Below are 22,507 nucleotides of genomic sequence, written 5' to 3'. Positions count from 1 at the left end.
CGCCCTGCGCCAGTTGCCAGGCGGTGAGGGCCTGGTGAGCTTCGGCCGCGCCCAGAGGATGCAGCCCCAGGTTGAAGAACCTGACGAAGAGGGCCAGCAGGGCTATCCCCAAATAGGCAGCCCGTTCCACGGTGAGCCAGCCCGCCCAGGTTGATTCGGAGTCGGCTGCGGATGATTGCGTCATGATGTGCGAAGAGACCATAGTTACCTTGAATGTTCGTTCTTGCAGAGGGTTGGCGCCGCCAACGGTTGCGGCCGCAGGTTACGGGTTGGCGCCGCCCACGGTTGCGGCCGCAACTACGGGGCCGATGGGTGGCGGCTGGGTGATGATCGGGCCGCGGCGCCGGTAGATGCGCACCCCGTCCTGATCGTAGACCAGGTCAAGGCTGCGGTCGAGGCGGGTCAACGCGGTGGGCTGCAGACGGTATTTGTTGCGCTCGAGCTGACCGACGACGATGTAGTCCACGCCCCATTGATTGAGGAGCGAGTTGAGTTCGTTGGCGGTGGCCGTGCGATAGATCGCCTCGATCGCTTCCGGTCGCCCCTTGACCATCTCGCCATAGGCGCGGCCACGCCACTGCGCCTCATGCCCGTCCCAACCGAGCAGGGTGGGGATGCCGGTGCTCATCGAAAAACGCCCGGCGCCGTCACGATCGTAAGAGCCGCCGCTGGCCTCCAGCATGACGCGGGCCGCGCTGACGTTGCTCTTGATCCACTGGATGGCCGCGTAGTCCCCCGCGTTGTACTGACGCAGGTAGGCCAGGCCGTCGAGCGTGGGGGTATGCGCGAAGCGGCCCGCCTTGCTGTAGCCCGCGGCCACCGGGTAGTAGAGGCCGGTCACGGTCAGCAGGGCCAGCAACGCCAGGGCCACACTGCGCAGCGGGATTTGTCCGCGTTCCTGCCACAAGTAGGCCGCAATGAACGCGGACGCCAGCGCCAGCAGCGTCCATCCCTGGTAGTACAACTTGAAGACGGTGTTCATGCGCGTGCCGAAGTTGTCCTTGAGGTAGACGAACTCAGGCGCAAAGGTGAGCAGCAGCGCCAGGCCAAGCAGAAGCAGGGCAAAGGTGACGGCAAGCGCTGGCGACGACGCCGGGGCCGGTGCGTCTGGCGCAGATTCACTGCGTGCTGTGATCTGGCTGTTCAAGAGGCCCGCCAGCCAGGCCAGCAGCACGGCCAGGAGGAGGAATGTCCACGGGCTGGCCAGGCGCACGCGCAGCGCCAGGCCGAGCAGGGCGTTGGCGTCGGCGCCGCCGGTCTGCGCCTGCACGGCCGGGTTCGCCAGCAGCTCCCGCACGAAGGACTGGAAGGAGGGCACCACGCTGGTCAGGAGCAGCATCAAGAGCACGAGCGCGAGGGGCAGGCCGAGGGTCCAGGGCAGCCAGGCCAGGCTGCCGCGCAGCACGGTAGTCGGGCCGGCCCGCAGGGTCAAGAACAGGGCAAAGGCGAGAGTTGCCGCCAGGAAGGGTGCAAAGATGACCACATACTGACTCAGGCGGGTGGGGAAGAGCAGGTTGGGCAGGATGCCGCCGGCCTGCGACTGGAAACCGAGGTAGAAAGGCAGATAGAGGCCGATGCCGAGCAAGCCGAGCAGTGCGCCCAGCGCCAGGCTGCGTCCGAGCACAACGCCATCCACCGCGCGGCGCTGCTGGGCCAGGGCCGCGCCCACCGCCACCACCGTCAGCGCCAGGTAGATGGGGAAGTCCCAGGTGTTGAGAAAGCTGAGGCCGCCCAACACCAGGGCGTAGAGCAACACGCCCAGGCTGCCCAGGGGAAAGAGCGTTGGCAAGGCGGTCACCAGGCCACGGAAGGAAAACGCCTCACCGTTCCCGGCGGTCTCCTGCCCGGCGCTCTGTGCCGCGCTGAGCATCAGGTTGAGGGCCAGGCCGATCGCCATGATGACGAAGGGCAGAGCCAGCACGTGCGGGTGCATGTCGCCCAGGATGAAGCTGAAATTCGGAAATTCGTCAATCACCTCGATCGTGTTGCCCGCCAGGTCACGGTCATGAATGACCCGTGACGCGTGCCACCACCACCAGTATTCGCCCACGTTCCACTGGCCGGTCGGTGCGCTATCGGTCATCTCTTTGATGTCCAGGGCCTGGATCGCTTCCGCGGGCACGATGCGGTTGTGGTAGGCAAACTCCAGGATGCCCTGCTGATTGCCCATGACGACGACGAAGACAGCCGCCAACAGCCCGGCCAGCACGCTGGTCCGCAGCGAGCGGGTGCTGGTGCCGGGCAGCAGGGCCACCAGGTTGTACCCCACGCTGAAGGCGCTCACCACAACCAGGGCAAACCAGGTGGCCAGGCCCAGGTTGAAGCTGAACGCGGGTGTCAGCCCGCTGAGCTGGGTCAGCACGGCGAGCATGACATAGCCAAAGTAGTAGTAGCTGATGCTGTAGCCAGACAGCCAGGCATCCAGCGGCGGAAAGCGCTCACTGCGCAGCACGCTGTTGAGGAACATGAGTTCCATCGGCTTTTCGGTCGCGGAGATGGCAGGATCGAAGGCCCGGTAATAGGCCAGGATGGCAAGAGCCACGGCAAAGAGCACTTCGGTGATGAGGATCAACCGTCCGTGCTGGCGCAGCCAGGCCAGCATGGGGGTGGCGCTGGCGTCACGCCAGAGCAGCCAGGCCGAGAGGCCGGCGACGAGCAAGAGCGCCAGGATGATGCCGCCCAGGCTGTTGCGCAGGAAGCCGAAACTGGCGCCCAGCCACAGCACATAGGTGACAAGCAGCAGGCCAAGCGGTTTCGCCAACGCGTAACCGCGGTCCGGCAGCCGGCTGCACAGGCGCCAGGTCAACGGCAGAGTCGCCAGGGCGATGAGTTGGACAACGATCCAAAATGAGAGTACAGCAAGCATGATACCCCACAATGGACTGCCACAGTCTGCGAGACTGCAGAAGTCTGCGATTGAGTCTGCGAGATCGGTTTAGCGCAGGGACGCGGCCACGGCCAGCATATCTTCGGGGCTGAGGGACTGGCTCAAGATTTCGATCATCACGTCACCCTGTTGCCAGACCAGTTCACGCACCGCGGCATCCTGGCTGGGCTGACCGAGGGTGAGCAGCAGCGCGGCGCGACCGTTTACCTGCACCTCCTGCGTCGCGGTGACATCCACAGAGTCGAAGCGCAAGGTGCGGATGCGCCCCGTTTCGCCGAGCGCCACGCCGAACTGGCGCAGGGTCAGGTCGAAGCTCACGCGCGATGCGCCGGCGGCCCGGTAATCAGTTTCGATGTACAGCGGCTGTGGGAACCAATCGGGCATACCGGCGTATGAGACGGCCGAAACGCCCTGCAGGGTGTAGCCGGGCGGCAGCCAGGCCGGTTCCAACAAGGGATAGGGCACGCGCGCGCGCGCCGTGTCCAGGTTAGCCAGATTTTCCGCACGGGCGCCGGTGTACTGCGGCCCTGTGCGCAGTGGGTCCGGCGACACATTGACCCGCACATTGTGCGCGGCGCCGTCGCCCAGGTTAAGTGAGGCCATGAGTGCGGCCATAGCACGTTGGCCTGGCGCCGTGAAGAGCGACAGAGCCAGCACGGCCAGCGCCAGCGCCGTCGCGACGCGCAACCAGGGCCGGGGCGACCAGATTCGTTGCAGGCGCCCTGCCGGCCGCGGCGGAGCGGCGGTCAGCCGGCGCACGCGCTGCGTCAACGCCAGTGACGGCGGCGGCAGCGCGGCCGCCAGGTCGGTCAACTGACGCGCGGTGAACAGCAGCGGCTGCAGGTCTGCGTCGGGTTGCACGTCGCTCTCCCAGACGGCTTCCAGCGCGTCGGCCGCGGCCCACTCCGCGTCACTGATCGGTTTCTTATCATCCCTATCATCCCTGCGGGCAAACATCATCAACCTCGCATGTTGGTGTGGTAGTCACGCAGCTTGTGCAGGGCGCGGAAGACAATGACACCGACGTTGCTGGGGGTCAAGCCGGTTGCCTCAGCAATCTGCACGTTGCTCAGTCCAGCCACGAATTTCAGATCCAGAATTTCCTGCTCACGCGGGGGCAGCGAGCGCAGGGCTTGCAGCAGAAGCTGCACCTGCTGCTGCTGAACCACGACCTGGTGAGGATCAGGCTCAGACGACGGAAGCGCAACCAGGAAATCGAAGTCCACCGTGAGCGTGTTGCGATTGGCCCGGCGCCGGAAGTGCTGCGCCAGTTCGTTGTGCGCAATGCGAAACAACCACCCCGGAAACGCCGCCACGTTGCGCAGTTGCTGACGTTTGGCGAAAGCCTGTGCGAAGGTGGTGGCGGTCAGCTCTTCAGCCAGCGCTTCGTCACCCACGCGTACGCGCAAGTAGTTGAGCACACGCGGTAGGAATTCCTGGTAAAGCGCCGCAAATTGGTCGCGTTCCAGCGGGTCGGATGGTGTTGACAGTGCTCAGTGCCTCCCCGGTCGGCGTCAGGTAAATAGATGCGTTCAGCGCGCCGGCATTACGCGCAATGCGCTCAGGGCGCCAGGTAGCCCATGAATGAATTCACGGGCTGCTACAACAAACCTGCCGAGGCAGGTTGCCGCCAGCGCAACCCGCTTGAGCGGGTTTGACGTATCAGGCGCCGAATGAATTCGGCGCTCAGGGCGCCAGGTAGATCGTGACTTCCTGGTTGCGATACGCCACGGAGAGCAGCCCTTGCTGGGTCATTTGTTCGAACTTGGCGATGCCCTCCGCCGGGTAGACGGTGCGCTCCAGATGGCCCACATAGATGTAGCGAATGTTGAGGCTCCGGATCAGATCCTGGGTGCGCGCGATGTCCGCCGTGGTGAAGAACTCACGCGCGTCATTCTCACGCGGTCCCACCAGGAAGCTGTAGCGCTGCTCGCCCTGGTGCGCGCCGAGGAGGCTGGGCAGGCCGGTGAAGCTGGCGACGCGCATGCCGCCTTCGCGGTAGTAATCAATGCGCCCTTCCGCGACCACCGGGTTACCCTTGACGTTATCCAGCAGCCATTGAATGGCATCGTAATCGTACTGCAGGTGAATTTGATTGTTTTGATCCGGCCAGGTGTAGACGCCGACCGTCATGAAAGCCATGCCATCCAGGGTGCCGATGGCCGGGCGCGTGCCGGGGAAGCGGTCATCCACGCGGCGCGGGGTGCCGATGAGCGGGAAGACCAGCACCGAAGCCATGAGGACCACGAAGATAGCGCTCCAGGCGACGCGCCAGCCCGCGCTGAAGCGTTTGTTCAGCGCCTCCCACAGGGTGGGCAGGGCCGCGGCCGCGCCCAGGCCCAGCAGGACCCAGACCTGGGTGTAGAACTTGAACAGGGTATTCATGCGGTAGAAGTCGCCCACGGTTTTGCCGTCGGCCGAACAACCGCACAGAAAATCCTTCAGGAAGACGAATTCGGCCCCAAAGGCGACCAGCAGGCCGGTGAAGATCAGGAGCACGTTGAAGGTGCGCTCCGGTGTGACATCACGACGGAACAAGAGCAGCCCGGCCACGAACAAGGGCAGCAGCAGCAGCGTCGGCACCCAATAACCGAGCAGCGCCAAAGCCACGGCAATCAGGGCCATGAGTGCCACGAAGAGGCGCCCAAAGAGGTACGCGGGCGCGGCCTGTTTGACCAGCACCGCATGCAGCGTGGCGACGCGCGGCGCCAGGTCCCATTGATCGGCCATGATGCGCAGCCAGCGCACCAGCGCGGGTGAACGCGCATGGGGTCCGGTCTGCTCATGGTCGCGGCGGCGCAGCTCGACAATCAAGTAGCTGATCGCCAGGAAGGCGAAGAAGCCCCAAATCTGCAGCCACTTGCCCAGTTCGGTCTTACCCTTGACCAGGCCAACGCCGCTGCTGCCCACCGCTTCGTAGTTCTGGAAGAAGGGCAGATAGAAACCGTAGGCCAGCGCGGCCACGGCAGCCGTAAAGAAGAGCAGCAGCCATACCCGCACACGACCGGTTGCACGGTAATCGCGAATGATGAAGGCCAGAACCGCAACGCCCAGGTAGGTGGGCAGGTCCCAGGTGTTGATGGCGGCCAATGCGCCGATACTGAGCGGGATGAAGATGAACGAGAGAAACGTGCCAGCGAGGTCGCCGCTCATCCCGGCGCCGTAGCCGGCCACCAGGTTGAGCGCCAACGCCAGGAACAGGATGGTGAACGGCATGCTCATCATGTGCGGGTGCAGATCGGCAAAGAGGAAGCTCCAGAACGGGAACTCGTTGATCGTCCCAGGCAGCACGCGGCTGGGCGCCCACCAGTCGAAGCCCGACAGGCGGCCGCCAGTGCTGTAGACATGGATCGCCCCGGACACGGCGCGCACGAGCGTTTGCAGGCCGGGAATCTGGCTTTGGAACGGCGTTTGGGTCTGTTCAGCCAGACGGCGCAGCACTTGCCCCATGGCGTCCAGGTTGCCGATGACGACGACGAACAGGCTGCCAGCCAACCCGGCGCCAATACCCTGACGCCAGAATGGCCCGCGGCGGTTGGCCGCCGCGGGCGCCAGGTTGTAGACCAGCGAGAAGGCGCCGGCCGCGGTTGCGGCAAAGAGCGTGGGGACAGCCAGGTTGAAGGCGACCGACGGCGCGATGCCGGTCAGCTTGATGAAGATGCCCACCAGGAAGTAGCCGTAGTAGTAGTAGTTGATGTAACCACCGGCGAAGTAGGGATCCAGGGGCGGCATCCAGGTGCTGCGCGCGGTGGCGTTGAGGAAGGCGAACTCCATGAACTTCTCGCCGCCCTGCCAGGGTTGCCACAGGTCAGGGTTGAGCATACGAATGACCACGAAGAGTAGGAAGGCGCCGCCGAATACCGCCTCGCCAATCAGCAGCAGGCCGCGATTAGCGCGCACAAAGGCGCGCATCTCATCACGGTTGCGGCGCCAAAGGACGAGGGAGAGGAGGGCGATGAGGATCAGCGCGGCGCCAATGGTCAGCAGATTGTTGCCCACGACCGGCAGGTGCATACTGGCGACGATCCAGACCAGCCAGCCGGCGAGCAGCCAGCCGAGCAGCCGCGCGAACAGGTAACCGCGGTCGCGCAGATGGCGAAAGACGCTGAACGCCAGGGGCCAGGAGATGAGCTGAATGAGCAGCAGCGCCAGCCACCAGACGATGATGGCGATGGGGGTCGAGTTGGTCGCCAGGCGATTCCAGCGCAGATCGTAGGGCGCAGGCAGTTCTTCACTGGGACGGTCGAGCAGCAGGGTCTTGCCGCTGGCGCCTTCACCCGCGGGCGCGGCGGCGGGCGTGGTGCGACCCTCCAGACGATCGAACAACAGCGACAGCGCTGATTTGCTGCCGGTGTAGCCGGGGATGGCGCCTTGCCAGCTATCGCCCAGTTTGTCTTGCCATTCGGCATCGGTCAGGGTCGCCACTTTCTTGAAGACGATCGGTTTGGGGTGATCGTAGACGGTGAAGCTCTCATCGGCGTCGTCATCGTTGAATTCGACGGGGCCGAGACGCGGCCGTGACGGGAACTCCTGCACCAGTTCGAAGCCAAGTTCGCCCTGGAAGAGCAGATCATAGTAGCGCGTGGTCATGGGATAGCGCTGGGGCAGGCGGGGAATGGAGCGGTAGAGACGATTGGTGGCCAGAACAATATAATCGGCCTCGTTGACCATGCGCTTGATGGTTTCGAACTTGGCCTGCGTATCCTCTTCGTAGTTGGGCAGGTCCGTAACGCGGTAGCCATAGGCGCCGCGATAATAGCCGGCCGGCTTCTGCAAGTCCTTGGGCAGCGAATCGTCCCAATGTTCGGCCAGAATGACGCTGTTCTGCGGCACATGCTCGTAGATCCAACGCGAGGCCGCGATCCACGAATGTGAATGGCCGTAGACGCCATTGACGAAGGCCAAAGCCCACACGGCCGAGCCGATCAGGACGAACAGGCCAATCGTCGGCGCCAGCCAGGCCCACCAGGGACGCGGCTCAACAACTTCCTGAACGTCTACGGAGTCGCCCTCGCTGCGCCCCACCCATGCCGATACATCCAGTGCCGCGTCCTCATGATTGGCAGTGGAAATAGAGTCGCGCGCGCGGCGGTAGGCCTCGATCCAGCTTTGACGACTCCAGATGCGTTCCAACAGCGCGGCGCCCATCAGGCTAAAGAACGGCAGTAAGGGCAGCATGTAGCGCATGAATTTGACCATGAACAGGCCGGTCAGCGCAAAATAGGGCACACACCAGGCCAATAGAACCCATTCGGCCGGGCTGGCGCGACCGGCCAGCGCCCGCGCCAAAGCCCAGGCCAGGCCGATGAAGGCGAGCAGGCCGAGCGGCCACCCCATGCCCCAGCGGATTTGCTGCTCGATGTTGTAGATGAAGGGCAGCGTGCCGCGATACTGGCGGGTGTAGGGGAAATCGGCATCGCCGCGCACCATGGCGCCCTGTTCGTCAATCACCGAGATGCGATAGTTGGGCCAATCAATGACCGCAAAGGGCGAGGTCACCGCAAAGACAATCACCGCCACCGAGAGGGCAATCAGGGCCAGGCCGAGCGCCTGGGTGAACTGATTGGAGGCCAGCGCAATCTCGTAGTCTTCGCGCACGCGCACCGGCTGGTTGCGGCGGGCCGCCATGACGGACCAGTAACGTGCCCCCGCGCCAACAACCAGGGCGGCCAGAATGGGCAGGGCGCTGAACTTGGAGGAAACCGCGGCGCCAGCCATGGCCCCGGCCAGCAGCGACGCCGACAGATTGCCATCCTGCGCCATGCGCACGCCACCGTAGACCGCGCCCATGATAAAGAAGGCCGCCACCGGATCAAAGGCGTAGAAATGGCTGAGTTGGATGGAAGTCACGGTGAGCGCGGCGAAGGCGGCGCCCAGGAGAGCGGCGCGTGTGCTGTAGATGCGCCGACCGATCAGGAAGATGACATAGACCGAGCCGGTGTCGAAAAGAGCCGAGAGGACGCGACCGAGCAGATTGAGGCCGTCGTAGGTGTTGGCCGCCACCAGCCAACGGATGATCTCGCTTGGTAGGCCCAGGCCGGTCAGCGCCTGACCCGCAGCATGGACGAGCGCGGCTGTGGCGGTCAGGATATACAGCGGCAGATGGCCGTAAGCAAAATGGCGCACCGCGCGCTGCTCCGGATTCCACAACGGGTTGAACGGCGAGCGCCGCGGGTCGAGCGCCTCGGAGATGTGGTGCGGCATGTGCATGTCGCCGGCCACCATCACAATCCAACGTTCGTCCGGGTGCGCGTGCTGGTAGTCATCCCAGTTGTTGTTGTAGAGCCGCAGCGCCAGGGCCGCGACCAGCACCGCCAGCAGCAGAAAGACCTGCATGGGAGTCAACTGGGCCTGGCGCCCGTTATCTTGAGTTGGAGCTGTCGCAGACAACATACCCTCCTAAATTCAGTCTTCGTCCAGCTTGAGGACCGACATGAAGGCCTCCTGTGGTATCTCTATCTGCCCCCCACCATCTTCATGCGGCGCTTGCCCTCTTTTTGCTTTTCCAGCAGCTTGCGCTTACGCGAGATGTCGCCGCCGTAGCACTTGGAAAGCACGTCCTTGCGATAGGCTTTGACGTTGGCCCGGCTGATGATCTTCTTGCCCAGCGCGGCCTGAATCGGCACCTCGTACTGCTGGCGTGGGATGACTTCCTTCATCTTGCTGACCAACCGCTGCCCTTTTTGGAAAGCCTGATCGCGGTGAACGATGACCGACAACGCGTCCACGGGAATGTCGTTGATGAGCACATCCAGGCGCACCATGTCGGCCACGCGGTAATCGTCGAACGCGTAGTCCATGCTGGCATAGCCACGCGTGCGCGCCTTGAGGTCGTTATAGAAATCAACCAGGATTTCAACCAGCGGGATGTGGTAGGTCAGCAGGACCCGGCGCTCGTCCAGGTATTCTTGATTCACGAACTCGCCGCGGCGTTTTGTCGCCAGGTCCATCACCTGGCCGATGTATTCCACCGGCGCGAAAATCGTGATCTTCATCCACGGCTCGCGAATCTCTGCGATCTCGCTTTCAGGCGGCAGCTCCACCGGGTTATCCACCAGGATCTCGCTGCCGTTGGTCTTGGTCACCTGGTACTCCACGCTAGGCGCGGTAAAGAGCACGTCCAGGTCGTATTCACGTTCCAGGCGCTCCTGGATGATCTCCATGTGGAAGAGGCCCAGGAAGCCGCAGCGGAAGCCAAAGCCAAGCGCCTGGCTGCTCTCCGGCTGGAAAATGAGCGAGGCGTCGTTGAGCTGCAGTTTCTCCAGGGCATCGCGCAGCAGGGCATAGTCCTCCCCGCGTGTCGGATACAGGCCCGCAAACACCATCGGCTTGGACGGTTCGTAGCCGGGCAAGGCCGCGTCAGCGCCGTGCAGCCAGGTGGTCAGGGTGTCGCCCACGCGGCAATCGCGCACCGACTTGAGGCCGGTGGCGATGTAGCCCACCTCGCCGGCCGACAGTGCGCCGATCGGGATCATGCCGGGGCCAAAAATACCGACATCCAGCGGTTCGACCCGCTGACCGCTCGACATGATCTTGAGGTTCGGCCCCAGGCTGTACGAGCCATCGAACACGCGTACATAGGCCACCACGCCTTTATACGTGTCATAATGACTATCGAACACCAGGGCGCGCAGCGGCGCGCTTGCGTCACCTTTGGGCGGCGGCACATGCTTGACCACCGATTCCAGCACGGCGGTCACGTTCAAGCCCTCTTTGGCCGAGATGCGAATGACGTCATCGAGCGGTGTGCCGATCAGGTCGCCGATTTCTTGCGCCACCTCGTCCGGTCGCGCCGCGATCATGTCAATCTTGTTGACGACCGCGATGATCTCCAGATCGTGTTCCAACGCGAGATAGAGATTGGCCAGCGTCTGCGCTTCGATGCCCTGGCTGGCGTCCACCACGAGCACCGCGCCCTCACAGGCCGTCAGTGCGCGCGAGACCTCGTAGGAGAAGTCCACGTGGCCGGGTGTGTCAATCAGGTTGATCTCGTACGTCTGGCCGCTGCTGGCCGTGTAACTCATGCGCACGGCCGATGCCTTGATGGTGACGCCTTTCTCGCGTTCCAGGTCCATCGAGTCCAGCACCTGTTCGGTCATGTCGCGATCGGAAACCGTTCCGGTCAGTTGCAGCAGGCGGTCGGCCAGAGTGCTCTTGCCGTGGTCCACATGCGCCACGATGCAAAAATTGCGAATCAGGGATTGTTCCATAGGGGCAGATTGTACACGACAAAGCGGAAAAAGTGCAATCTGATCTCCGCTCAACAAAAGGCGGCCCATCAGTACGACGGACCGCCTTCTGTGTTCGTTACGTCAGGGCACGGGGACGCCCTGGATTAGGTCGCAGCGCGTGAATCAGACCGTGCGACGGCGCCAGGCCACTGCGCCAGCGGCCAGCAGCAGGGCCAGCGCAGCCGCCATCGTGCCGTAGGGCAGCGCGGGCGTGGTTGAGCCGACATTGCTGAGCTGCACCGCGGTGGGCGTCGGCGGCTCGCAGGTGATGGGGGTGTAGTTGACCGCGAAGTCATCCATGTAGATGCCATCAGCCACCACGCCGCTGTCCGAGGTGACGCGCAAGCGCAGGGCCACGTTGGCCTGGTTGTCGAGCATCGGCGAGGCGACCGCAGTCTGCGCCCAGCTCTGCGACACGCCATTGAAGCGAGCCAGGTAAGATGGGTTCCAGGTCGTGCCGCCATCCAGCGAATACTCGAGGTAGGCGTAGTCGTAGCCGGATTCGAGGGCATGAGTGAACCAGCCGGAGACCGAGATGTTCGTCTTGCCGGTCAGGACGATGTTCGGCGACTTGAGCCAGGAGTTCATGTTGTTCGGATAGACGCCGGACGGGCTGTCGTGCCAGGCATGGGTGGGGCTGTACGACATGTTGGTGACCTGCGCCCAGAAGTTCTGGGTGCCGCCCGTGGTCCAGCCGTTGACGCCGTTCTCGAAGTTGTCGAAGAAATAGGCGGTGGGCGGCTGCGAAGTGCCGGCCAAAAGGCTGAAGTTGATTGTGTACGGTCCCTGGGTCGAGGTCACAGCCAACTGGAAGTTGATCAGCGTGCCGCAAGGCACAGTGTCAGCTACCGAGAAGACATACGGCGTGCTGTTGTTCGCGTTGGCGCCGGCCAGGATGTTCGGGTAGGCGGAGGTATTCTGCGAAACGCTCACGCCGGCCGTCGAGGTCGAGAGCACGGCGTTGATGCCGGTGCTGGTGGTGGCGCCGTCGTTCATCAGGTTGACCAACATCTGCAGGTTGGATTCGCCCGGTTCGGGGACGCTGTTGCCGTTGCCTCCGCTGATCGCGGAGGTGTTGTAGACCAGGTGCGGGACCGGCGCCAGGCCGATGTCGGTGGTGGTGGCGCCGCCGGCGCCGACCGTGCGGCCGGTGACGGTCGCCGAGGTGGGATAACCAGGCAGCAGCGGGCCGGCCGTGATGTCATAGGTGCCGGGAACCACGTTGACGCTGTAGTTTCCGCTGGCGTCCGTCGAGGTGGTCATGGTCTCAGGGCCAACCACAGTGACCGGAGCGCCGGCGATGCCGGCATTGGTGACGGTGTTGTAGACGCGACCGTTGAGCGTGCCCAGGGTCTGTCCGCAGGCGGCGAACTTGAACGAACCGATACGGGTGTACCAGTTGTTGCCGCTGACAGGCAGGTACTCGCCGGCGAACCAGAAGGTGCAGTCATCGGCCGGGTCGAGGGTCAGCGAGAAGTAGTCGCCCCAGCGGCTGATGCCCGTCTGCGAGCCGGTGCCGTTGATGAGCACCGCTTCGTTCTGCGGTAGTTGGCCCAGGCTTTCACCCAGGCGGCGGCCTGCGTAGCGCAGAGCGGGGAACATGCTGGCGCTGGAGACGCTGTAGCCCACGGCGGCATTACCGTCCTTGTCAGCCGCGATGCTGGGCATCCAGCGGTGATTGCCATCGCCCAGCGCGTAGGTGCCGGACTGATAGACATTGGTGGCGGCGCCGGGTGCGCGCACTTCGTACCAGCGCACGGACGCCTTGCCGGCCACGTCCACGGTGTGCGAAGCCCACAGCGATTCGTAGGAGCCCATGTTGCGATACTGCAACAGGTTCATCAAACGAAAGCTGAGGGTGTCGAGGAGGCGCGTGGTGCCCTGCTGCGGAACCTGATAGGTGACCGGTTCGAACGCGCTGATCGGCAGGAGGGTCGGGCCGGTGAAGGTAGAGTTGGCCGGCGTGACCCAGTCCACATGGAACTTCCACATCTTGAGCAGGTCGGGCGGCGTGGCCGACAGCATGTAGTTGGGTGCGCCGGCGGGCGGGGCGGTCGTGCCGTGATAGTTGGCTGGCAGCAGCGCATCGCAGGTGGCGTCGGTGCAGGTGTCGAAGTGGACTTCCTGCAAGGCGCCGCCGGTGATCATCTGGCTGCGGTTCAAGGCCCAGACGCGCACACCAAAGCCGGTGCCGATCTGATCGAACATGTTGGCCGTCATGTACCAGCCGTCAGACCAGACGCCCATCTTGGGATAGTCGTTCAGGTACGAGGTGAAGATGCCGGTGTCCGCGCGCAGGGCGTAGAAGTACCAGCCGCCCGCAACCGGGTCACTGGTCTGGGACACGGCGATACACTGGTAGTATGGGCCGGTGGCGCCGGACCAGGCAAAGTCGGTGACAACCCAGCGACCCACCGTCTGGTCGTAGATGATCTGGATGTCGCCCTGGTTATTGGCATCGCAGGGCGTGCCGGCCGGGCCGGGGAAGAAGGTGTTGAAGGTCACTGCGCTGATCAACGCGCCAGTGGTCTTGTTGTAGATACCCACCGAGGTGTTGACGCCTTCGACGTAGTGATTGGGGCCGATCGCGCCGTTGACATCGGGCGGCCAGCCCGCGCCATTCGCCGGAAAGGTCATGCCGTTGAAGTTCATGATGGGGTTGGGCATCTGCCCGGCGCCGGGCGAATCCTGCACATTGGGGTTCAGGGCCGCGGCCCACGTCGCCGCCGATTGCTCGGACGGCGTCAGGCGCAGGGGAAACTGCTGGTTTGGCGCAGCCTTGCCGTTATTGCCCTGGGGCAGGTCGCGCATGTCGCCATTCCAGACGGTGGGGTAGCTCGTCTCGCCGGCGAACGGCCCGTAGATGGGGGAAGAGGCAGCCGGGCGCGACGGTGCGCTCGCCTGCACACTCGACACGACTATGCCCAGGAGCAACCCCAGGATAGCCAGCACGTGTAGAAGACGCTTACTTGGCATGTGAACTCCTTCCAAAACTGAAAAAGAAATAGAGAGGCGGTGGGGGACATCGGGTGGCAGTCGGTGTTTGCAGTATAGGACAAGAACGCCGATGCGTCAACTTGAGGAGGGGGTGTGGAGAGAGAGGATTGGAGGGAGATTGGAGATTGGAGATCGGAGATCGGAGATCGGAGATTGGAGATTGGAGATTTACGTGGAAGGCGGGAGGCTTCTGGTTTAAGTGAAAGATGAAGGGGGAAGGGAGAGTCACGCATCACGTATCAAGTACGCATTTTGGCGTAATCAACGGCGTAGAAGGGGTGCGTGGTTTGCGCAGCGGAAACCCAGAGGCGTAACCGATGCGCGGGGATGGGCACGGTGCTAGACTGAACGCGTCAGAGTAATGGAATGCAGTAATGGAATGGAGGATGAAGAACACACCATGATGACGACGATCAAGACGTTCGGAGTTCATTTGCTGCGCCTGATGATGGCGCTGATGATCTTGGCAAGCGGCGCCGGCCTTGCCCTGCTGTTTGGTGAGCGCGAGAGCCGGGCGCTCGATCAGGTTTCGTCACCGCAGGCAATGACGCTGCCCGCGGCGCAGGTGCAGCGGCTGACCGCCAGTTCCAGCAGCGGCCAGATGATGGCGGCGGCCGTTGCGAGCAGCGGCGCAAGCTCGGAGCTGTTTTTCACGGCCGATGGCGGCCACACCTGGCTGAGCATGGGCAGCCTGCCGGCGGCGCAGATCAGCGCGCTGGCGCTGGCGCCTGACGGCAATTCGGCCCTGGCCGCGGCCGGCAATCGCCTCTTCCGCGCCGATTTTGCTGCGCAGACCTGGCGCGAGCTGCCGCTCGCCTGGGCAGACGTGCAGGCGTCCCAGGCCCAGATCACCAGCCTGGCCGTTGACCGCCTGGCGATGGCGCGGGCTTCAGACCAGGCGCGCGACCTGGCGGTCTTCATCGGCAGCACAGAGGGTCTTTTCTACTGGCAGGGCGACGCGCTGACCGGCCCTGGCCGTGGATTGCCCGCTGGAACCGCGGTGGCGCAGGTGCATGTGACCAACGCCAACGAGGCGCTGATCTTCGCGGGCGCCAGCCGCGGTCTCTTCGTGCTCGATCGTGAGCTGGCAGACCCGACCGGCGACCAGGGCGATCGCTGGCTGCGCATCAGCAGCGTCTCGGCGCCGGTGCATGCCGTGGTGGAAACCGATGGCGTGCTGCTGGCGGCCACGGGCAGCAACGGCCTCTACCGCAGCCTGGACCGCGGGCGCAGTTGGCAAAATCTGTCCGGCGCCCTGGGCCTGCAGCCCGGCGTTATCCTGGATGTGACCGCGCTGGCAGCCGATCCGGCCGAGCCGGGTGTGGTCTACGCGGCTACCGGTTTCTGGGTCGGCAGCAGTCAGATGCACTTCGCGCCGGGCCGCGTTTTCATCAGCATGGACAGCGGCAGCCGCTGGCAGCCGATGCCCGGCCCGAACGGCCAACCGCTGCAGTTGACCGCCCGCGTCACTGCGCTGATTCCGGCCGTGGACACCCCGCTGAGTGTGCGGGCCGTGACCGACCAGGGCATGCTCAGCCTGACCCTGGACGATGCCGAAGCGCTGCTGAGCCAGCTCGCTGATGGCGACCCGGCGGCGCAAGCCTGGGCCGCGCTGGGCCTGGGCATCCTGAGCGATCCGCGGGCCACTGAGCCGCTGCTGGCGCATCTGGCCGGCGACAATGCCCAGGTGGGTTTTGCCGCGGCGCGAGCGCTGGGGCGCCAGGGCGACGCCGCCGCCCTGCCCAGCCTGCTCGCATTCCAGGTGAGCGCCGATGAGATGGTGCGCGTGCGTGCGACCCTGGCGCTCGATCTCCTGCACACCAGGGCAGCCGCCCCAACCCTGCCGCAGGTCGCGGCGGTGAATTGAGAATTTCAGACGAAGAAACTCACTCCCAGAATCCCCGGCCCGCCATGCACCACGATGGCTGGCGGCACATCGAAGATCGGCAGCGGTGGCAGGTTGAGCGGGCCGCGCAACTCCTCAGCCAGGGCCAGCGCCTGCTCTGGCACATCGGCGTGCATCACACACAGATGGCCGCTGCCATCCCGCGGGATTTGCGTCAAAACCAATTCCTGCAGGCGAGCCAGCGCGCGCTTGTGGGTGCGCTCCCGTTCCAGCACTTCGACGCGGCCATCACGCAGCGTCAGGATCGGTTTGATCTGCAGGACGCTGCCCAGCAGAGCCTGTGCGCCGCCAATGCGGCCGCCTTTGGCCAGGTATTCCAGCGTGGCCACCAAGAAGTAGAGGCGACAGCGCGGAATCAAGCCGGCCAGGCGGGCCTCGATGACATCCACCGTCTCACCGGCTGCGGCCATCTGCACCGCCAACTGCACCAGGGTGGCCAGCGGCGCGGCCACCACCCGCGTATCAAGCACACGGATGTCCGCGCCGGGGAACTCCTGGCGGGCGGTCAGCGCGGAACGCACCGTGCCGCTGATCTCGGACGACGGATGAATGCACAGAATCGGTTCGCCGGTGGGCGCGAGGCGCGCGAACTCGCGCACGAACAGCTCCGGCGGCGGCGCGGCGGTCTTGGGCAGGGTGCGCTCACTACGCAGGCGGCGCATGAAGGTCGCCTTGTCCAAGTCCACCCCTTCCAGGAACGACTCCGTGCCGAAATTGATCACCTGCGGGATGATTGGAATCCCAAGCTGCTGCACCAGGGTCTCCGGCAGCGCCGCGGTTGTGTCGGTGATGATATGAACCATGATGTTACTCCAAGAGGCGAATGTATTCGGGGGGAAGGGAGCCGAATGAATGCGAAGACCACCGAATGAATCGGGGCGAAGTCTGGTATGAAAAACCTGCTGAAGCAGGTTCGGGGGGGGATGTTGATTCGTTGAGACCGAATGAATGCGGGGGCTGGATGGATTGCCGAATGAATTCGGGCGAAGACCACCGAATGAATTCGGCGTCTGGTATGAAAAACCTGCTGAAGCAGGTTCGGGGGGGGGATGTTGATTCGTTGAGACCGAATGAATGCGGGGTCTGGATGGATTGCCGAATGAATTCGGGGCGAAGATTACCGAATGAATTCGGGGCGAAGGCCACCGAATGAATCGGGGCGAAGACCACCGAATGAATTCGGGGCGGAGGCCACCGAATGAATCGGGGCGAAGACCACCGAATGAATTCGGCGTCTGGTATGAAAAACCTGCTGAAGCAGGTTCGGGGGGGGGATGTTGATTCGTTGAGACCGAATGAATGCGGCGTCTGGATGGATTGCCGAATGAATTCGGGGGAAGACCACCGAATGAATTCGGGGTCTGGTATGAAAAACCTGCTGAAGCAGGTTCGGGGGGGGGATGTTGATTCGTTGAGGCCGAATGAATTCGGGGCGAGTTTTGGGGGGTTAGAATGCCGGTTCGTCGAGAACGTCATAGGTGGGCGATGGTTCGCGCAGGGCCGGCGCCGGTTGGGACGCGAGCGATGATGGTAGGTCGTCAGGCCCTTCATCAAACTCCGAGTAGTCATAGGTTGGCGATGATTCGCGCAGGGCCGGCACGGGTTGGGACGCGGGCGATGATGGTATATCTTCAGGCCCTTCATCAAACTCCGAGTAGCGCTCCAGCCAGGCGATGGCGGTGTCCAGGCGATGATGCTCTTTCTGGTTGCTGACATACGCTTCGGCATCGGGCTTTTGCCGCTGACCCAATGTCAGTACGCCGTAGCCGCGCTGCCAGCCGAAATGCACGGCAAGCCCCTGCTGGTTGAGATCGTGCGAAGAGGCGCCTTTGAGATGCTTGACCAGGTCGGCCACGGAAACGTGCGGCGGGATGGCGACGATCAGATGAATGTGATCGGTCCAGCCGTTGATGGCGTACACAAACACGCCCAACTCCGCGGCTTTGTGAACAATATACGCGTACAAACGCGGCTCGATGTCCGGCGTAATCCACGGCTCACGGTTTTTCGTGGCCCACACCAGGTGATAATACGTGCGCCAAAATGGCATTTGCTGTCCTCCCATCCTTCATGATCGAACATCCGCGGCGCCGTGAGGTGAATCCATCCACCGCACCCCGCCCGTGAATCCATCCACGGCAACCCACCCATGAATCTCTCCACAACAACCTCAACGACACCTCACCCCTACCCCCAACACCCTCTTGCATCGTTTCTTCGCGACGAAGATTCAAGCCCCCCACCAACCTGCTTCAGTTTTCGGTACCAGACGCCGAATTCATTCGGTGGCTTGCATCGTTTTTTCGCAACGAAGGTTCAAGCCCCCCACCAACCTGCTTCAGCAGGTTTTTGGTATCAGACGCCGAATTCATTCGGTGGTATCAGACGCCGAATTCATTCGGTGGTATCAGAATTCATTCGGCCGTATCAGACGCCGAATTCATTCGACGGCTCCCTCGCCTCCTGGGCCAGAATTCAGCACTCAGCACTCCAGCATTCAGAAATCAGAAACCAGGAGCCGCCAGGGACACAACCACCCGAACGCCGAAAGAATGCTGAAGAAGCCGTCGGGCACGTCCCTGTAGCGCACCGCACAACGAGCGTACCTGGGAATACTATACCAGGAACCGCCCCGCACCACGGGAAATGGTTCCTGCCCGGAATACAGTGAGTTCGTCCACTCCCACACGTTGCCGCTCATATCCCAGGCGCCGGTGGGGCTGGCGCCGCTGGGGTAGGTGCAAACCGCGGTGGCGCCGATCCCGAATTTGCCTTCCGGGTCATTGGCATCCGTGTTACAATGCACAGAGTCGAACGGTCCGCCCCATGGATACTCCCACCCGTCGGTTCCTCGCGCCGCCCGCTCCCACTCCATCTCCGTGGGTAGGCGCAGCGCGTAACGCGGGGGCTTGAGCAGGCGCCGGCCGTCGGCCAGGCGCAGCTCCGTGAGCTGACGGTCCAGCCAGGTCGCGTACGCCTGCGCCTCGAACCAGGTGATGCCCACCACCGGGCAGATGGGGCTGCTGCGCTCGCGGTCGTCCCAGAAATAGGGCTGGCTGCGCAGCTCCGGCGGACGTCGCGCGAGATGCTCTTTCATCCAGTCTTCAGTGGCCGTCGTCTCATACGTGCCCGTGCGCCAGGCCCAACCGTCCTGACTCCAGAACTCCGGGCGCTCGTAGCCGTGATCCTCCATGAAGCGCCGGTACTGCGCGTTGGTCACGGGGTACCGGGCAATCCAAAAGCGCTGCTCGATGCGCCGCTTCTGGGGCGGATCGCCGTAGAGGAACTCCCCGGCCGGCGCTTCCACGAACGTGTCCAGGTCGTCCGGCTGCCAGTGCAGGCTGCCGAGTAGCAGCCCGGCCTCGCGGCGCAGACGCGGCGCTGTCACGGCGCTCTGCATGGTCGAAATCAGCGCGGTCACGGCCTTGTCCCTGCTGCCTGGCGGCACCCCGCCCGGCCAGGCGTCGAGCACAGCCGCGCCGGCCAGCACCACGGCCTCGCCCGGTGCGCCGATGGGCGTCGCCAGCAGCCCCTCGACCACTTCGCCGGCCACGCTGTCCAACTGCTGGATCAAGCCCAGGTAGCTCACGGTGAGCAGCGCCACCTCGCGCCAGGCCGGATCGCCCACATGCTGCGCCAGGTAGTCTACGATGGGCCGGCAGTCGCCTTGCCCGCGCAGGGCCAGCGCGACGGCCGCCAGGTATTCCTCGAAGGTCAGGTGCATGAAGCCGTACTCGCCGGGGCCGCGCTCCAGCAGCAGCCCGGCGTGTTCATGCACATCGTCCTCGAAGCGCCGCGCCGCGGCCTCCGGGTCCGCGTCGCCCCGTTCACGGAAGATGGTCTGCAGGCGCCGGCGCACCTCCTCGCGTTTGACCAGCCCCACCCCCGGACTGGTCTCGTGCATCCACAGGGCCAGCGGCGCCAGGATGCGTATCGTCTGCACGGCGTCCAGGTCACGCGTGGGCGGCCGGCCCAGGCCCCGCGTGCGGTTCCAGCTCGAAATCAGGGTCTTGACATACTGATCGTACAGCTCGATGCGGCGCTCCGGCAGGGTGACGCCCTGGCGCTGCATGAGGGCCAGGATGGTCAAGAGCAAAGGATTGGACGCCAGGTCATGAACGCTGGGATTGCGCTGCACCGCGTCCAACAGGGCCTGGCGTTCACGCGCGGCGTCGTCCCGCGCCACGGCCGTGTCGCCCGAAGCCTGCTTTTCCAGGGTGGCGGTCCAGCGTTCGACGAACGCGGCGATCTCGTCGTTGTCGAAATCCACCAATGTACATTCGGCCAGGCCCGGCGCGGTGGGACGCACGGCCCGGTAGCCGACGATGCGGCTGCTGAGCACAAACTTGTTGCCGCGGCGGCGCTGCGCGCTGTAGAAATCCACCACCTGCTGCACCACGGTGTGACGCAGGCCCGCCTCTTTGACCTCGTCCAGGCCATCGAGCAGCACCAGCGCCTGGCCCTTTGCCAGCGCCTGCTGCAGCAGCGCGGCCACCGGCAGATCCACGCCGATGTCGTGAAAATAGTTGGCGATGTAATCGTCCAGGCGCACGCTGCCGGCGGCCAGGGCGTTGGCAAAGCCGGAGAGGGGCGCCAGGATCGGCAGGCGGTTGCCCAGACCGATAGCTGGACCGTGACCGAGCGCCAGTTTCAGCGCCAGGTATTTGAGGAACGTGGTCTTGCCTGCGCCGGGGTCGCCCAACACCACCAGGCCATCGTGCGCCTGGATCAGGTCGAGCACGGGCCGCGGCTCGCTGAGGCGGCCGGTCAGGCCGGCCTGCTCCTCCGGGCTGAGCGGCCGGCCGGCCAGGCGCAGGTTGCGGCGCCAGGTTTCACCTTCGGGCAGCTCCAGCCGCGCCTGCAGCGGCACGTAGAGATCGAGCAGCGGCAGCTTGAGCGGCACACGGTCGCTGACGCCCATGCCCTTGAGGCTGAGGAACTGATGACGATCGAGCACGTAGGCCAGGTAGGCATCGCGGGCCGGCGTCAGGTCGGCCGGTACGGGCGGCAGGACGGGCGGTTGGCCGGTGATGATTACCGGCGCGTGGAAATTGTAGCTGTCGCGCCCGCTGAACTGACCGCCGCTCGTCACGTTACCGCCCACAATGGCGCCCTGGGATGACACGTTCGAGGTTTCGGTCGCGGGCGGCGAGGCGTCAGGCGCCTGCCTGGGGCGGCGGCTGAAGAAGAAGGTGGCCAGCAGGCTGAGGGCCGACAGGAGGGCCGTCGCGATGGCGAGCAGCGCTTCGGCGCCCTGGATGAGGTCGCTGTTAGCGCCGATGAAGGTCAAGAGCGGCGGCGCCCAGCGCGGCACGGTGAAGGCCAGAATGGCCAGGAGAATGGCAAGCAGCAGGAAGAAGACGATTCGTCGACGCATGATGCACCTTTGCGGCTAACGGTCACGACGTGAATGCGGTATCTGAACCCACCGAATGAATGCGGGGCGAAGACCACCGAATGAATTCGGGGCGAAGACCACCGAATGAATTCGGGGCGAAGACCACCGAATGAATCGGGGCGAAGACCACCGAATGAATTCGGGGCGGAGGCCACCGAATGAATTCGGGCGAAGACCACCGAATGAATTCGGCGTCTGGTATGAAAAACCTGCTGAAGCAGGTTCGGGGGGGGGATGTTGATTCGTTGAGGCCGAATGAATGCGGGGGCTGGATGGATTGCCGAATGAATTCGGGGCGAAGACCACCGAATGAATTCGGCGTCTGGTATGAAAAACCTGCTGAAGCAGGTTCGGGGGGGGGATGTTGATTCGTTGAGACCGAATGAATGCGGGGCGAGGTTTGGGGGGTTAGAATGCCGGTTCATCGAGAATGTCATAGGTTGGCGATGATTCGCGCAGGGCCGGCACCGGTTGGGACGCGGGCGATGATGATAGGTCGTCAGGCCCTTCATCAAACTCCGAGCAGTCATAGGTTGGCGATGATTCACGCAGGGCCGGCACCGGTTGGGACGCGGGCGATGATGGTAGGTCGTCAGGCCCTTCATCAAACTCCGAGTAACGCTCCAGCCAGGCGATGGCGGTGTCCATGCGATGATGCTCTTTCTGGTTGCTGACATACGCTTCGGCATCGGGCTTTTGCCGCTGACCCAATGTCAGTACGCCGTAGCCGCGCTGCCAGCCGAAATGCGCGGCAAGCCCCTGCTGGTTGAGATCGTGCGAAGAGGCGCCTTTGAGGTGCTTGACCAGCTCGGCTACGGAAACGTGCGGCGGGATGGCGACGATCAGATGAGTGTGATCGGTCCAGCCGTTGATGACGTACACAAACACGCCCAACTCGGCGGCTTTGTGAACAATGTAGGCGTACAAACGCGGCTCGATGTCCGGTGTAATCAACGGCTCACGGTTTTTCGTGGCCCACACCAGGTGATAATACGTGCGCCAAAATGGCATGTGCTGTCCTCCCATCCTTCATGATCGAACGTCCGCGGCGCCGTGAGGTGAATCCATCCACCGCACCCCACGAATCT

Annotated in this window: 8 protein-coding genes and 3 pseudogenes; 1 reads left to right on the top strand and 10 read right to left on the bottom strand. The window is 63.9% G+C overall.

Features of this window, described 5'->3' with window-relative positions; genetic code table 11:
- Window positions 1-262 precede the first annotated feature (262 nt).
- The 6 genes and pseudogenes from IPM84_19960 to IPM84_19935 all read right to left on the bottom strand — a co-directional run bounded on the left by IPM84_19960 (window position 263) and on the right by IPM84_19935 (window position 14,094).
- Window positions 263-2,866 carry a hypothetical protein gene (locus IPM84_19960; protein ID MBK9094993.1) on the bottom strand — a complete coding sequence of 868 codons (2,604 nt, stop codon included), beginning with the start codon at window positions 2,864-2,866 and terminating at the stop codon, window positions 263-265.
- Window positions 2,867-2,935: 69 nt separating this feature from the next.
- On the bottom strand, window positions 2,936-3,847 hold the full coding sequence (locus tag IPM84_19955) for a hypothetical protein (GenBank protein MBK9094992.1): 912 nt from the start codon (window positions 3,845-3,847) through the stop codon (window positions 2,936-2,938).
- The gene (locus IPM84_19950) at window positions 3,847-4,308 is read right to left on the bottom strand and encodes a sigma-70 family RNA polymerase sigma factor (GenBank protein MBK9094991.1); all 462 of its coding nucleotides are present in this window, start codon (window positions 4,306-4,308) and stop codon (window positions 3,847-3,849) included. The genes IPM84_19955 and IPM84_19950 overlap by 1 nt, the downstream gene beginning before the upstream one ends.
- A 265-nt stretch (window positions 4,309-4,573) precedes the next feature.
- Entirely contained in the window at window positions 4,574-9,280 is a 4,707-nt protein-coding gene (locus tag IPM84_19945; GenBank protein MBK9094990.1) for a glycosyltransferase family 39 protein, read from the bottom strand.
- Window positions 9,281-9,292: 12 nt separating this feature from the next.
- A pseudogene (gene lepA, locus IPM84_19940) lies at window positions 9,293-11,097 on the bottom strand (elongation factor 4).
- A 144-nt stretch (window positions 11,098-11,241) separates the two neighbouring features.
- Window positions 11,242-14,094: a hypothetical protein gene (locus tag IPM84_19935; GenBank protein MBK9094989.1), complete on the bottom strand. Its 2,853-nt coding sequence runs from the start codon at window positions 14,092-14,094 to the stop codon at window positions 11,242-11,244.
- A 421-nt stretch (window positions 14,095-14,515) separates the two neighbouring features.
- On the opposite strand from IPM84_19935, the gene IPM84_19930 reads away from it, so the two are divergent.
- A complete protein-coding gene (locus tag IPM84_19930) occupies window positions 14,516-15,982 on the top strand; it encodes a HEAT repeat domain-containing protein (GenBank protein ID MBK9094988.1) in 1,467 nt (488 codons plus the stop codon).
- Window positions 15,983-15,987: 5 nt separating this feature from the next.
- Here the strand turns inward: IPM84_19930 and IPM84_19925 are convergent, their stop codons facing one another.
- From IPM84_19925 to tnpA (IPM84_19910), 4 genes and pseudogenes are all read right to left on the bottom strand, one after another.
- Window positions 15,988-16,824: a DegV family protein gene (locus tag IPM84_19925; protein MBK9094987.1), complete on the bottom strand. Its 837-nt coding sequence runs from the start codon at window positions 16,822-16,824 to the stop codon at window positions 15,988-15,990.
- 830 nt (window positions 16,825-17,654) lie between these two features.
- A pseudogene (gene tnpA / locus IPM84_19920) lies at window positions 17,655-18,071 on the bottom strand (IS200/IS605 family transposase).
- Between the two features lie 447 nt (window positions 18,072-18,518).
- Entirely contained in the window at window positions 18,519-21,398 is a 2,880-nt protein-coding gene (locus tag IPM84_19915) for an SUMF1/EgtB/PvdO family nonheme iron enzyme (GenBank protein ID MBK9094986.1), read from the bottom strand.
- Between the two features lie 621 nt (window positions 21,399-22,019).
- Window positions 22,020-22,430: pseudogene (gene tnpA / locus IPM84_19910) on the bottom strand (IS200/IS605 family transposase).
- Window positions 22,431-22,507 lie beyond the last annotated feature (77 nt).

This window comes from Candidatus Amarolinea dominans, from assembly GCA_016719785.1.
GTDB classification, from domain to species: domain Bacteria; phylum Chloroflexota; class Anaerolineae; order SSC4; family Amarolineaceae; genus Amarolinea; species Amarolinea dominans.
The sequence above is the reverse complement of the archived record's forward strand: the minus strand, read 5'-3'. Positions and strand labels throughout refer to the sequence as shown.